We start from the raw sequence: 14,338 nt of genomic DNA, 5'->3' as shown, positions 1-14,338 counted from the left end.
GGGAGGCATCGAAATCGCAGACGTGTTGTTCAATCCAGAGCCCGAAGTCTCTTTAGCAAAGACGAAGTATCCCAGCGGCCGCCGCCGAGTTTCTGAACATCCTTGTAAAACTGATCGACCAACGCCGTCACCGGAAGGCTCGCCCCGGTTTCATTTGCAGTATCAAGACAAATCCCCAGATCTTTGCGCATCCAATCTACGGCAAACCCGTGGTCAAAGTGGTCGTCCAGCATCGTCTCGTACCTGTTCGCCATCTGCCAGCTTCCAGCTGCGCCTTGACTGATAACCTCGACGACCGCGCGCCCGTCCAGACCGGCTTTCTCGGCAAAGTGCAGGGCTTCACTCAAACCCTGAACCAGACCGGCGATCGCAATCTGGTTGCTCATCTTCGTCATCTGACCCGCACCGCTTTCGCCAATCCGACGACAGATCTTCGAATAGACCTGCATGATCGGCTCGGCTGCATCGTAAACAGACTGATCCCCGCCGCACATGATCGAAAGGACACCGTTTTCGGCCCCCGCCTGACCGCCCGAAATCGGCGCGTCTACAAAGCCCAAACCCTGATCCTTCGCTGCCGCATACAACTCGCGTGTGACTTTAGCTGAAACGGTCGTGTGATCCACGAGCGTTGTGCTTTGCGACATCCCGGAGAAAGCTCCGTCTGCCCCGGTGCACACGCTGCGTAGGTCATCGTCATTCCCCACACAGGTCATGACAAATTCTGCCCCCTCGGCCGCCTCGCGCGGGGTTGCGGCCATCGAGCCACCATGTTCGGCAACCCAGGCTTCGGCTTTGGCTGCCGTCCGGTTGAAAACAGTCACGTCGTGGCCTGCAGCCTGCAAGTGGCCTGCCATCGGATAGCCCATCACGCCCAGGCCGAGAAAAGCAAGTTTAGCCATTACTTATGTCCTCTACTACAAAAGGTCTCGCGGTGTTTGACCCGCAAAAAAAGCATCCAGATTGTCCAACGCTCGAAAGCCCATAGCGTCTCGGGTTTTGGTTGTGGCGCTGCCGATATGCGGCAGCATGAAGATGTTTTCATGCGCGGCGAATTTTGGGTTTCCACCCGGCTCGGTCTTGAAACAATCAAGCCCGGCAGCCGCCAGCTTTCCGCTTTCGATTGCGCTCAGCAAAGCGTCTTCGTCAACAAGCGCACCCCTTGCCGAGTTCACCAGAACCGCGCCGTCAGGCAGCTTTGCCAGGTTTTCAGCATCCAACAGGTTCACGGTTTCCGGTGTTGCGGGACAATGCAGCGACAGGAAATCCGCGACCGTCAACAACGTGTCGATGCTGCCGTGATATGTCGCGCCTTGCTCTTGTTCAGGCGACAGGCGGGTGCGGTTGAAGTAGTGAACCTCCATTTCAAAACCGCGCGCCTTTTCTGCGAACGCGCGGCCCACACGACCCATACCGACAATCCCAAGCCGAGCGCCGGTGAGCTGTTTGCCTACCATGAAAGACGGGCTCCAGCTGTCCCAGGCACCGGTGCGCATCAGGCGGTCCCCTCGGACCGCATGCCGCGCGGCACCCAGCATCAGCAACATCGCAAGCTCGGCCGTGGCGTCCGACAGCACGTCGGGCGTGTTTGTCACGACAATCCCCTTCGCCGCCAACGCCGGAAGGTCACAATGATCTACGCCCACTGAATGGTTCGCTACAATCTTCAGCCGTGGATCGAGCTTTGAGACGACCTCGGCCGAGAAATGTTCCGAGTGACAGGGCATCATCGCGTCGACCCTTGCGCTCATGGCGATGATCTCGTCCGCCGTGCCCGGCGTGTCGGCCTCGTTCAGGATCACGTCATAGCCTTGTCGCGCGCGCGCAATCGTGGCATCGGACACCCGACGCGGTAGCCAGAGAACGGGTCTATCGCTCATGGGGTCAGTCCTTTTTGATCGCGTCTTCCCAGAAATTGTACAGCGCCAGGGCTATTACGAAGACCGCAATACACAAGAATGGAAACCCGCCCCAGAACCCGGCGAAACCGGTCGAGATACTGTGGGCAAGCCCGAGAACGAACACCATCATCAAGCCGGTGCCGATGAGGCCCATGAGAATATTTGTCAGTCGTGACATAGGATTACTCTCCCTTTAATTCTTGCGTTCTGAGGGTTCTTTGAACCCATGAAGCTGTCCGAAGAAGCCGGTCGTCCTCTTCGACCGCGCCGATCAGCTGGACACCAATGGGCAGGTCATTCTGCCCCACCAACAAAGGCAGCGTGAGGCAGGGCAAACCTGCCAGCGTCCAGGTGAGGCAGAAAACGGAATCTCCGGTATGCCCCGCGCTCTGCGGAACGGCTTCACCGGTAGCTGCCGGGGCCAAGATCGCGTCGAATTCATTGAAATACTCGGCAAAAAAGCCTTGCGCGGACGCCATGACTGCCAAGGCGTCTTCATATTGGGCCTCGTTAATATCTCCGCCGCGGGTGATTGCGGATTGCATCTCGGGGCTGAGTTCCGGCCAATGCGCATTCGAGATTTCGGCCATGTTCTGGCGAATTTCAAAGTCATAGATCGTTTTGTGAACGGTGATCAAATCGGCCAGTTGCGGCGATACCGAAAAACGTTCGACCCTTCCACCAAGCCCCTCGATAACGGCGTTCAGCCCCTCAAGCGCATCTTCATCAAGGCGGTCGTTGAATGGAAATTCCAGCCAGGCAATGTTAGGCTCGACCGGAACATCAGCCTGCGCGCCGGACAGCATATCCGCTCGCGGCCGGGCAAAGCTGGCGGGATCGCGCTGGTCATATCCGGCGACCACATCTGTCAGCAAAGCGATATCTTCCAGCGCGTTGGCGAACCCCCCAACGTGGTCCAAAGAGACCGACGTCCTGAAAACCCCATGTCGCGAGATCATTCCGCGCGTGGGTTTGAAACCATAGACGCCGCAGTAAGAGGCCGGGCGGATAACCGAGCCCCCTGTCTGGGTGCCGATGGCCAGAGGCACATGTCTTGCCGCAACGGCCGCTGCCGATCCGCTGGACGACCCCCCTGGTGTTCTGGTCGCATCAAAAGGGTTGGTGGTGTCGGTCGGATGCATGAAGGCAAGCTCGGTCGTCTTAGTCTTGCCCATGATGACGGCGCCGGCCTCGCGCAAGCACTCTACGAGCCTAGCATCTGCCTCCGGCTGCTGACCCGAAAAGATCGGTGTGCCCCGCTGCGTGGGCATGTCTTTTGTATCGACAATGTCCTTTAGCCCGATGGGCACGCCGTGCAAGGGGCCTGTCGCCCGTCCGGCCTTGCGAATGCGATCCAGCTCACGCGCCTGATCCAGCGCTACGCCTGCATCCAGGTAAGCCCAGGCGCGGATGGTGCCGTCGGTCTCTTCGATGCGTTTGAGACAGTCCTCGACCAGCGCTTCGGACAAGATACGCCCGTCCCGAATGCCCTCGGCGGATTGAACCGCCGAGAACAATGACAGATCGTGTTTGGTCATGGCACCCAGACCCCGAAGAGGTAGTCAGGCAGCCACAGCGCGATGCCCGGGAACTGATACATCAGCACCATGCACAGGATCACGATGGCCAGATAGGGCATCAGACCTCGGAAGATCTCCATCAGTTGAATCTGGTTCTTGAGGACCCCCTTCAAATAGTAGGCCGACATGGCCATCGGTGGTGTCAGGAATGAGGTCTGCAAGTTCAGAGCCACCAGCATCGCGAAGAAATACGGGTTGACGCCAAACGTTTCGAGCATGGGCAGGAAGATCGGCACGAAGATGATCAGAATCTCGGACCATTCAAGCGGCCAGCCCAGCAGGAAGATGATCAACTGCGCAAGCACCAGGAACTGCCAGGGCTGAAGGTTCATACCAACAACCCAATGCTCGATCACGTCATGCCCGCCGAGATACGAAAAGATCGACGCAAAGGTCCACGAGCCCACGAACAACCAGCACACCATGGCGGTTGCCTTGGCCGTGAGGAAGACGCTTTGCTTGACCTTGTCCCAGGTGAGCGACCGGTAGAGCACTGCCAGCACAAGCCCGCCCAATGCGCCCATCGCGGCCGCTTCGGCCGGCGTTGCAAGACCGCCGAGGATTGATCCAAGCACCAGCAGGATCAAAACGGTCAACGGCACGAACGAAATCAGCAGGTCCATGTAAATCTGCCGTTTTGGCGGAACATCATCCTCCTGCGGTTTGGGGGCCAGCGACGGGTTCAGCCAGACGCGCACCATGACGTAGACGATGTAGAGACCCGCCAGCATGAGGCCCGGAAAGACCGCCGCTGCATAGAGGCGCAGAGGAGAAAGTTCAGCAATGGCGGCGTAGACGATCAACATGATCGACGGCGGGATCAGGATGCCCAAGGTTCCACCGGCGCAGATCACGCCCGAGGCAAAACTGCGCTGATACCCCGCGTTGGCCATTGCCGGATAGGCCAGCAATCCCATCAGGGTGACAACCGCGCCCACAATCCCCGACGCTGTCGAGAACACCGCACAGGTCAGCAGCGCCGCGATCGCCAGAGACCCAGGCAGGTTGCGGGCTGCCATGTAGAGCGAAAAGAACAGACGGTCGACGATATTCGCCCTTTCGACCACGTAGCCCATGAACAGGAACAAGGGGATGGCAACAAGCGTGTCATTCTCCATCACCGAATAGGTGTTCTGGTTCAGCAGGTAGAAGATGTTGTTGTTGAAGATGTCCGCAATGCTCTCGGGCGCGGACTGGTAATAGGCGTAGTACCCGAACGCGACGCCCATGGCGAGCAGTGTGAACGCAATCGGAAAGCCCAGCAGCACCAGTACAATAAAGAGGCTGAGCATCAGGATGGCGACTTGTGGGTCAGTCATCGCTGCGACCTCCTTGCTTGGTGCCTGTTGTATGAATTCGGTCGACGGTTGATTCCATCAGCATGTCTTCGGTCTCACGCACGTCATCCAAACGGTCGAGCCAGACGCCATTCCTCATCGCCAGCCAGCATCTTGCCATCTCGGCAAGCCCTTGCAGCATCAGCAACACACCAGCGACCGGGATCAGGGTTTTGAAGAAGTAGATCTGAATTCTGGCGGGGCTGTTCCAGCTCACCTCTTCATAGCGCCAACTGTCCTTGGCGATTTCCCAGCCGTACCAGAACAGGGCAAACATGCCGGGAAAGAAAAAGATGATATACAGAACGAAATCGACCCGCGCCTGCCAGCGGACCGAGAACAGGCGGTACAGCACGTCGCCGCGCACATGCGCGTCTTGCGCCAGCGCATAGGCCCCGGCCATCAGGAAAAGGGCGCCATACATCTGCACCATCATATCGAACGCCCAGACGGTCGGTTTGTTCAGCACATACCGGACGAACACTTCGTAGGACACCGAAAGTGTCAGTATTAGGATGCACCAACCGAAGGCTTTGCCGACCCATTGGCTTAGCCCTTCGATGGCGTGGATTGTCTTGATCAAGGTCAGTTCCTCGCCTGTTCCGCCCGCAGTTCAGAAAGCCGCGCACCAGCGCGACCTTCCGTTTTCAAAGAGTGTCAGGCCTCAGCCGAAGTAGTGCTTATACGCCAGCTTGTAGTCAGGCTGGTTGAGGTTGAGGTAGTTCATGACAGTCTTCGCATAGGCCTTCTGGCTGTCGACGACCTTGGCAAAGAACGGATCTTCGTTCGAGATCCTTTCGACCACAACATCCCAAGCCTCAAGCTGAGCCTGCATCACGCTGTCAGGCGTGCGATACACGTTGACACCCTGCTCTTCGGCCAGCGTCACCAGATCGTCAGCGTAGCGCTTGGTGTTGTTCCAGTAGAAGTTCGAGTTCTCGGCCTCGGACGCGTATTTCAGGATCGCCTGAAGCTCGGGCGCAAGCGCGTTGAACTTGTCCTTGTTGAACGTGACCTCGAAGAACTCCTGGCTCTGGTGGAACGAGGCCAGATGATAGTGTTTGGACACGTCCTGCATACCAAAGTCGCGGTCGGATGTGGGGTTGTTGAACTCGGCCGCATCAATCAGGCCGGACTTCATCGCGGGCTGGATCTCGCCCCCGGGCAGCTGCACAACGGACATGCCCATCTCAAGCAGAACATCTGCCGCAAGACCAACTGTACGGTATTTCAGACCGTTCATCTGATCCGAGCTTGTGATTTCCTCTTTGAACCAACCCAGTGGCTGTGCGGGCATGGGCGAGTTGAAGAAGGACACAACGTTCAGGCCAAGGATGCCCATCAGCTCGTCAAACAGTTCCTGACCGCCGCCATAGTTCACCCAGCCCAGAACCTCTTGGCTGGACCAGCCAAAGCACGGACCCGTTCCGAACAGCGATGCCGTCTTGGATTTCGAGTACCAGTAGGCCGGAACGTAATGCGCCGCGTCCAGAACGCCGCGGTGGACCGCGTCCTGCATCTGGCTGGTTTTTACGACCGAATTCACAGGCAGAAGTTCGATCGTCAGTTTGCCACCGGACATTTCATTGACGCGGTTGACGTAGGATTGCGCGTTCTCAAGAAAGATGCCGCCGCCCCAGGCTGCCTGCATCTTCATTGTCGTTCCTTCCTGCGCATGGACAGCCGGAGCAGCAAGCGCACCAGCACCTACAACAGCGGAGCCGCGCAGAAAGTTTCTGCGGTTCAAAGATTTTGTCATGTTTCCTCCCTAGACTGGGCCGTCGCCGATATCCCTTCGGCATTGGCACCAAACCCGCCCTCCAGCGGATAGAATCTACGATAAGCCAGATTCGCGATTTTTCAAAATATTTTGGAAACTCTTTCATTTTGAGCGTCAAAATAGGCGCAATTTATTGTTTTTAATCCATTTATTATTTTCATTTTTTTGCACTTGCGAACAAGCTAGACTCTTTTCACAACAAGCCAGATGACAAACGCGCCAAAAATGAACGAACCAAAAACAGTTGCAAGACGCGGGCGCCCACGCCTGAAAGCGAATGAAGAAAAGCCCGCAGGTTCTCTGGTCGGGGCGCTGGATCGTGGGATTCGTGTCCTGATTGCCATTGCAGATGCCCGGGGCGCGACGCTTGTCGACATCGCAAGAACGACAGGCATTCCAACGGCGACGGCGCACCGGCTTCTGACCACGCTTCAACAGCGAGGAATGGTGGTTAACGATGCCGAACATGGTAAGTGGCGCGTCGGACCGCAGGCCTATCGGATCGGCAACACGTTTGAGGAAGCCTCGAATTTGCTGGAGGTCGCACCAGCCGCGATGCGCAAGCTGTCCAAGGAAACCGGAGAGACCGTAAACCTTGCAATTGAGGAAGGCGGGCAGCTGCTGTATCTGATTCAGGTGGAATCCGAAAACCCGATCCGCGCCTCGATCAAGAATGGAACCGCAGCCTATTTTCATACATCCGGTGTCGGCAAAGCCATCATGGCGTATATGGATGAGGCTGCACTTGAAAAGCTACTGGACCCACTGACACTGGTTCAGCAGACGCCCAATTCGATTACGGACAAACAAAAGCTCAAGGACGAGCTGCAGACATCCCGGCAAAGAGGATGGGCAATCGACGATGAAGAGCGTTTTCCAGGCCTACGCTGTATCGCGGCGCCTGTATTCGACTCGTTGGAGAATGTCGTCGCTGGCGTTTCAGTGTCTGGGCCCATCAGCAGATTCCCCGACAACAAGCTTGAAACCTTGGCCGCGTCGGTTGTTGAGACTGCGGCAAGCATTTCTGAAAAGCTCCGGAATTCCTCACCTCAGAGTTAATTTCTTTGCTTTTTCAACCGTTTTAAGCTTTGGGAGTCAGGCCCCGAGGTCACCTCAGACCGAGCCTTTTCTCATCCTGTGTGACAGCGCCTCAGCCCGCAGGTGATGCAGTCGGGGCAGATCTTCCCGCGCGAGATTCCGGGTGCAATCGGGATCATTTTCGACATCAAAAAGCATCGGCTCAATATCCGTCGCGAAATGCGCAAGCCGGTATCCGTCTTTCTCAAACGCGATTGTGCGGCAATGCTCGGGCGGGCACTGCCATGCGGTTTCAAAGCGCCCTTGGCCGGTCGCGGATCCAAGCTCAAGCTCTACCATGGCCTCGTGCCCGTCGGGTCGGTTGGCCGCCAAAAGATTACAGCCCTGCATCTCGGGCGGCGTTGTCGCCTCAAGCGCCGACAGAACCGTCGGGGCCACGTCAATCGACTGGGTCAATACGTCGATATCTTCGGGCGCAAGATCTGGATGCCCGATCATCAGGGGCACGTGGGAGGCGGCGCGGAACGGGGTCTGCTTTCCCCAAAGACCAAGATCGCCCAGCATCTCTCCGTGATCGGCAGTCAACACGATCAGTGTGTCGTTCAACTGACCCACGTTTTCCAACCATTCAAAAATCCGACCGATATGGTGATCGACTTCGGCGGCAAGCCCAAGATAGGTGGACCTGCAGAGAGCGATCTGCTCGGGCGTCATGGCATCTTGCTGTCCGTCAAAACCCCAGAACATATCCGTACCGCTTGGGCGGGAATGATAGGCTTCGAAAAAAGGATGCTCAAAAGTGGCCTCAACCGGTGGCGGGATGTCCTGCGGGTTGATCAAATCGTTATACGGCGCGGGGGCAACAAACGGGGGATGCGGCCGGATGTAGGTGACCATGGCAGACCACGGCTGAGATTTGCGAACGTCAAGATGCGCCAAAACCCGGTCGGTCAGGTACGCGGTATCACTGTCCTGCGCGTCATAGAGCGCAGGCCCTCCGAGAGTGTCGTTCTTAGGTTTGTAGAGCGCATTCAGGTCGCCTGCATCCGGCACGTCATAGCCACGCGATCTGAGATGGGCGAGCCACTCCCACGCTTCCTCGCGCATCTCGGTGACCTCGGTGATCCCTGGGATCGGCCCTGTGTAGGAGAGATGCGCCGGGTCATTCGGGTGCAAGCCTCTGGGATCAGGCTGCGTATCTGTATAGCCGAACAACAACAGCTCTCGCCCAATGGTGCGCAGCGCCGTTGCAAGGTTGGGGATATCGCGCCGCAGCGGAACGCCGTTCTGAACCGATCCGTGGTTCATGGCGTATTGACCCGTCAGCAAGCTTGCACGGGCCGGACCGCAGGGCACCACAACTGTATGATGGTTGCGGAAATGCACCGACCGCGCGGCCAGAGCGCGAATGTTGGGCAGCGGCACATGCTGGCCTAAAGCACCCGTTAGAAGGTCCGCGCGGAACTGATCGATGACGATGAACAGAAAATTGCGCGGAGCCTTCTTCAGCATGGGGTCAGGCCTCTGCGCTGTCCAGTTCACGGATCAGCGCGGGCAGATCGGCAACCGTGTCGATCACATAGTCCGCACCGGCGTCCTTCAGGATCTTGGTCGCATGCTGGCGCAGTTCGTCAACCTCTTCTGCGGACAGAGCAGCCAGTTCCTCCGGTGTCTTGCCCACTGCGTTGCCGGACAAAGACACACCTACGGTCAGACAGCCAGCCGCGACGCCCTCTTTGATGCCCGGTTCGGTGTCATCGACCTTGATGATCGCCGCTGGCGGATAGACCACCAGATCGACCATGCATTTATACATGCCCAGCGGGCCGGGGCGGCCTTCGGGCAGGTCGTCGGAACAGACCAAATTGTCCGGCTCATAGCCTTGAGCGGCGGCAACCGGCAGGACGTTCTCCATGATTGAGCGGGTATAGCCCGTGGTCGATCCGATCTTGAGGCCCATGGACCGCAGATCGTCAATCGCAGCTTTGCCTCCCGGAACCAGATCCGCGTAGTCGGCGGCGACTCTTTCGTTCATCGGCACAAAGATCTCATAGACCTTGTCGACATCCTGATCGGTGGGCGCGTTGCCGTATTTTGCCTCCCACTGGGAGGCGATTTCGGGCATATCCATCATGGTGCGGATGTGATCCCATTTGGGCGCGCCCATCGGTGCGCGGGCCTGTTCGATCGTGGCTTCGATATCGAACTTGGCGAAGGCCTTAACAAACACGCCCATCGGCGCGAATGATCCGAAATCGACCATTGTCCCCGCCCAATCAAACACGGCGGCTTTGAATTTGCTCATTGTCTTTCCTTTCGTCAGGCAGGTTCAACCTGTTTCTGTTTGAGTGTTTCGTCCGAGGGTCTGGCACTGTCGACCCCCATGTCACGCAGCACCTCGGCTGCGGTGTCAACGACCGCTTGCATCACATGCGCATCGACTTGTCCGATGTGGCCAATCCGGAAGCTTTCGGCTGCTGTGAGTTTGCCGGGATACAGGATAAATCCGCGCGCTTTCATGCGGTTATAGAAATCCGGAAACGCAAAACTCGGATGACCGGGGCAGAAGAAGGTGGTGATGATCGGCGACAGCCACTCATCGTCCAGCAATGTGACAAAGCCCAGCGCGCGCATCCCTTTGACCAGCGTCTTGCGGTTCTCAAGATACCGCGCGCCCCGTGCGGCGACGCCGCCCTCGGCCTCATGCGCGCGCAGTGCTTCGACGAAAGACGCAACCACATGCGTGGGCGGGGTAAAGCGCCACTGGCCCGTTTTCTCCATCGCGGCCCATTGGGCGTGAACATCCAGGCTGAGCGAATGGCTATTGCCTTCCGCCGCCTTGATCGCATCTGTTTCGACGATCACAAAACCAAAGCCTGGCACGCCTTCGATGCATTTGTTGGCCGAGCTGACCATGGCCTGAAACGGGATCACATGCGGCTCGAGCGGAACAGCACCGAAGGCCGACATGGAATCAACCAAAAGCTTGCGGCCAGCCGCTTGCGTGGCGTCAGAGATCTCTTGCAGCGGGTTGAGGATGCCCGAGCTGGTCTCGCAATGGATGGCCAGCACATGCGTGATCGCGGGGTCGGCCTGCAAAGCCGCGGCCACCTGATCCCCGCGCGGCGGCAAATAGTCCCCCATGTCGATTACGGCGTAGTCACGGCCAAGATAACCCAGAGTCTGTACCGCTCGTTTGCCATAGGCGCCGTTGCACAACACCAGCACCTTGCCGTCTTTGGGCACAAAGCTACCCAGCATCGCCTCGACCACGTAAGAGCCGCTGCCCTGCAAAGGCACACAGTCATAGCGGGCTTTGTCCTTCCCCAGAATATCCAGCAGGCGGCTACGCAACTCAGCCGTCATGGCGCGGAAATCAGCGTCCCAGCTGCCCCAGTCGCGCAGCATCGCCTCTTTCACTGGCAGCGACGTGGTCAATGGGCCCGGAGTCAACAGATACGGTTCACCGAAATGCGGCGATGGCAGTTTTTGGGTGTGATCAATCATGTCATTCATCTTCTATATGAATGGTGCCATAACATAGGTTCGAGCTATGGCTTGGCTACAGTTTTCCAGTGACCCCCGCAAGGGCATTTCGACCGGCTAAGCGGGTTCCAGCGTCTTGGTCCTTTCCGCGGTCACGTGCTGATCCAGATGACAGGCCACGAAATGCCCCTCATCCACCTCTACCAGCTGGATCGGCTCGTCCGAGGGCTGATCAGGGATGCGCAGCGACACCCCGTCCGGGCCAGAGAAGGCAACGGGATGGATCATGTCGCCCTCAAAACGGATCGGTTTGAATTCGGCGTCTGGATCAGGGTGTGGTACGGCGGACAGCAACGCCTTGGTGTAAGGGTGCTGCGGGTTGAAAAAGATCTTGTCAGTCGGGCCATATTCCATGAACCGCCCACGATACATCACCGCCACCCGGTGCGAGATCTGTGCGACCACCGCTAGGTCATGAGCGATGAACAGGAAGCTGACACCAAGTTCGGCCTGCACGTCCTTTAAAAGCGCGACGATCTCGGCCTGAATCGACACATCCAGCGCCGAAACGCATTCGTCGCAAACAACAAACTTGGGCTTGGAAACCAGCGCGCGCGCAATGCAGATCCGCTGCCGCTGCCCACCGGAGAACGCATGCGGGAAGCGGCGCAGATGCTCCAGATCGATTTTACAACGCGCCGCGATCTCGCGCACCCGCTCGTCGATCTGATCCCGGTCTGTCATCAGGCCCGAGGCCACCAGCGGTTCGGCGATGATATCCCGCACCGTCATGCGCGGGTTCAGTGAGGAATACGGGTCCTGAAAGACAAGGCTCATTTCCGGGCGGAAGCTGCGCAGCAAGTTGCCACCAAGGGTGTGCAACTGAACCGGCCCTTCATGGAACGCCATGTTGATCTTGCTGCGCACCGCGCGCAGCTCAGCCTCGGAGGCGTTGGCAAGATCGATATCGCCCTTTTTCTTGCGGTGAAAGATCACCTCGCCTTCGCTGGGATCAATAGCGCGTAGCATCGCGCGACCAACGGTGGTTTTGCCCGACCCACTTTCGCCGACAAGACCCACGGTTTCGCCCTTAAGGATGTCGAAGGTGATGTCACCAACCGCGCGGACCGTTTCAACCTCGGTTCGGAACAGTTTCTTCTTCCGCACCTCGAACGCGACGCCCAGATTGTGGACGTCAATCAGCTTTCGCGCTTTCTTCAACGGCGCGGGCGGGACGACTTTGTCCAACCGCGGAACCGCGTCCAGCAAGCGCTGGGTATAGGCCTGTTGCGGGTTGTTGATGACCTCGCGCACGGTGCCACGCTCGACAATCTCGCCCTTATACATCACTGCAATGTCGTCCGCGACCTGAGCGACCACACCCAGATCGTGGGTGATGAAAATCATGCTCATGCCCAGCTCAGCCTGCAGATCACGCATCAGTTGCAGAACCTGCGCCTGAATGGTCACGTCCAAAGCGGTTGTCGGCTCATCCGCGATCAGCAGTTGCGGGCCCGCCGAGAGGGCCAGAGCGATCATGGCCCTCTGGCGCATGCCACCCGACATCTCATGCGGGAACTGATCGACGCGGGCGGAGGGGTTGGTGATGCCGACCTTGTCCAGCATCTCTATCGCCAGCTCACGCGCCAGCCGTTTGTTGAGCCCGCGATGCAGCTGGATCGCCTCCATGATCTGGTTGCCGATGGTGTAGATCGGCGAAAAGCTGGCCATCGGCTCCTGAAAGATCATCCCGATCTCACCGCCGCGGATCACGCCCATCCGCGGGCTATGGGGGCGCACCTTGGCCAGATCGACGGATTTTCCATCTTTCATGATGTAGTTGATCTCGGACCCCTGATTGATGCTGGCAATGCTTGGCAGAAGCTGCATCACCGCTTTGGTCGACACGGACTTACCCGAGCCACTTTCACCCACGATACCCAGCGTTTTACCCTTCTCAAGCGAGAAGGAGACATCGCGAACCGGCTGGATCAGCCCTTCATCGGTGCGGAAAGACAGGGTCAGGTTTTTGACGTCGAGGATGTTTGCCATCACTTCGCCTCCGCATAAGGGTCAGCCGCGTCGCGTAGCCCGTCGCCGATCACTGTGAAGGCGAGAACGGCCACCACGACGAATACGGCGGGAATGAACAGCCATGGGGTTTGCTCAATCGCGCGCACCGATTGCGCCTGTTGCAGCAGAACACCCCACGAGACCGACGGCGGGCGCAGGCCCAGGCCAACGAATGACAGCGCGGTCTCCGACAGGATCATGTAGGGGAACGAGATCACCAGATCGACGATGATGAAGCTGGTGAAGCTTGGCAGCATGTGCTGACCGATGATGCGCTTGGGGCGCGCGCCGGCCAGTCGGGCCGCAACCACATAGTCTTCGTTCCGGATCGACAGAAGCTGAGACCGGATGCGCCGTGCCAGTGTCGGCCAGCCAAAAAGGCCAAGGATCAGTGTCATCGCAAAATAGACCTGTGTGGTCGACCACTCCTTGGGCATGGCGGCCGCCAGTCCCATGTAAAGCGGGATGATGGGCACAACCCGGATCACCTCGGTCACGCGCTGGATGATGTTGTCGATGAGGCCGCTGAAATACCCGGCAAACCCGCCGATGATCAGCGCCAGCACGAATGAGATCAGCACCCCGATCACACCAATCGAAAGAGAGGTCCGCGTGGCATAGATGGTGCGCGAGAACACATCCCGCCCCAGATCATCCGTGCCCCAGAAATGGATCTTGGCGTCCGGGTTCTGCAAGCCGATTAGGTGGCGGTCGGTTGGAATAAAGCCCAGAACCTTGACTGGTTCGCCTTTGACGAACAGCCCCAGATAGTTGCGCACCTCGGGATCGGGCACCGAGACGGCCCGCAGGGTCACCGGATCACGCTCGGTCTTGGTGCCGTTGATAAAGGGCACGACAGAGCATCCATTGTCATCGCAAAAGCGCGGGATTTGCGGCGGACCTTCGATGTAGGAGGTATCGCGCGTGACCGGGCCATAAGGGGCCACGATTTCGGCAAACAAACCGGCCAGCGCCATCAGCCCCAGCACGATTGAGGCATACATCGCGGCGCGGTGCTTTTTGAAACGCCACCAGATCAGGGTCCATTGCGAGGCTGAATAGTATTTCAGCAGCTGCTGACGTTCTTTTTCCGCAGCCCGACGCTGGGCCGGGGTCATTTCGGGATCTGTCATATCGGTCATG

Annotated in this window: 13 protein-coding genes; 1 reads left to right on the top strand and 12 read right to left on the bottom strand. The window is 58.2% G+C overall.

The window, feature by feature from the left end:
• Positions 1-29: 29 nt before the first annotated feature.
• The 7 genes from ACR0I8_RS20675 to ACR0I8_RS20645 all read right to left on the bottom strand — a co-directional run bounded on the left by ACR0I8_RS20675 (position 30) and on the right by ACR0I8_RS20645 (position 6,577).
• A complete protein-coding gene (locus ACR0I8_RS20675) occupies positions 30-902 on the bottom strand; it encodes an NAD(P)-dependent oxidoreductase (protein WP_170380358.1) in 873 nt (290 codons plus the stop codon).
• A gap of 15 nt (positions 903-917) precedes the next feature.
• Positions 918-1,880, bottom strand: a complete 963-nt coding sequence (locus tag ACR0I8_RS20670; protein ID WP_170640145.1) for a 2-hydroxyacid dehydrogenase — start codon at positions 1,878-1,880, stop codon at positions 918-920.
• Positions 1,881-1,884: 4 nt separating this feature from the next.
• Positions 1,885-2,079: a hypothetical protein gene (locus tag ACR0I8_RS20665; protein WP_170380356.1), complete on the bottom strand. Its 195-nt coding sequence runs from the start codon at positions 2,077-2,079 to the stop codon at positions 1,885-1,887.
• Between the two features lie 4 nt (positions 2,080-2,083).
• Positions 2,084-3,439, bottom strand: a complete 1,356-nt coding sequence (locus ACR0I8_RS20660) for an amidase (protein ID WP_170692682.1) — start codon at positions 3,437-3,439, stop codon at positions 2,084-2,086.
• Positions 3,436-4,800 (bottom strand): TRAP transporter large permease, encoded by a 1,365-nt coding sequence (locus ACR0I8_RS20655; protein WP_170380354.1) that lies wholly within the window; start codon positions 4,798-4,800, stop codon positions 3,436-3,438. Before ACR0I8_RS20655 ends, ACR0I8_RS20660 begins: the two co-directional genes overlap by 4 nt.
• On the bottom strand, positions 4,793-5,401 hold the full coding sequence (locus ACR0I8_RS20650) for a TRAP transporter small permease subunit (RefSeq protein ID WP_170380353.1): 609 nt from the start codon (positions 5,399-5,401) through the stop codon (positions 4,793-4,795). The genes ACR0I8_RS20655 and ACR0I8_RS20650 overlap by 8 nt, the downstream gene beginning before the upstream one ends.
• An 81-nt stretch (positions 5,402-5,482) precedes the next feature.
• A complete protein-coding gene (locus ACR0I8_RS20645) occupies positions 5,483-6,577 on the bottom strand; it encodes a TRAP transporter substrate-binding protein (RefSeq protein ID WP_170380352.1) in 1,095 nt (364 codons plus the stop codon).
• 246 nt (positions 6,578-6,823) lie between these two features.
• On the opposite strand from ACR0I8_RS20645, the gene ACR0I8_RS20640 reads away from it, so the two are divergent.
• The gene (locus ACR0I8_RS20640) at positions 6,824-7,657 is read left to right on the top strand and encodes an IclR family transcriptional regulator (protein ID WP_170692680.1); all 834 of its coding nucleotides are present in this window, start codon (positions 6,824-6,826) and stop codon (positions 7,655-7,657) included.
• A 54-nt stretch (positions 7,658-7,711) separates the two neighbouring features.
• On the opposite strand, the gene ACR0I8_RS20635 is transcribed toward ACR0I8_RS20640, so the two are convergent.
• The 5 genes from ACR0I8_RS20635 to ACR0I8_RS20615 all read right to left on the bottom strand — a co-directional run bounded on the left by ACR0I8_RS20635 (position 7,712) and on the right by ACR0I8_RS20615 (position 14,337).
• Positions 7,712-9,148 (bottom strand): sulfatase-like hydrolase/transferase, encoded by a 1,437-nt coding sequence (locus ACR0I8_RS20635; RefSeq protein ID WP_170692678.1) that lies wholly within the window; start codon positions 9,146-9,148, stop codon positions 7,712-7,714.
• Positions 9,149-9,152: 4 nt separating this feature from the next.
• Complete coding sequence (gene phnX / locus ACR0I8_RS20630; protein ID WP_170692676.1) at positions 9,153-9,941, bottom strand: phosphonoacetaldehyde hydrolase; 789 nt, start codon at positions 9,939-9,941, stop codon at positions 9,153-9,155.
• Positions 9,942-9,955: 14 nt separating this feature from the next.
• Positions 9,956-11,143, bottom strand: coding sequence for a 2-aminoethylphosphonate--pyruvate transaminase (locus tag ACR0I8_RS20625; RefSeq protein ID WP_480703576.1), 1,188 nt, complete (start codon positions 11,141-11,143; stop codon positions 9,956-9,958).
• 96 nt (positions 11,144-11,239) lie between these two features.
• Positions 11,240-13,174: an ABC transporter ATP-binding protein gene (locus tag ACR0I8_RS20620; RefSeq protein WP_170692672.1), complete on the bottom strand. Its 1,935-nt coding sequence runs from the start codon at positions 13,172-13,174 to the stop codon at positions 11,240-11,242.
• Positions 13,174-14,337, bottom strand: a complete 1,164-nt coding sequence (locus ACR0I8_RS20615; protein ID WP_170692670.1) for an ABC transporter permease — start codon at positions 14,335-14,337, stop codon at positions 13,174-13,176. Before ACR0I8_RS20615 ends, ACR0I8_RS20620 begins: the two co-directional genes overlap by 1 nt.
• Position 14,338: the final 1 nt, after the last annotated feature.

This window comes from Ruegeria sp. BG9, from assembly GCF_056538305.1.
Note: the sequence above shows the minus strand (reverse complement) of the source record. Positions and strands in the feature narration are given on the sequence as shown.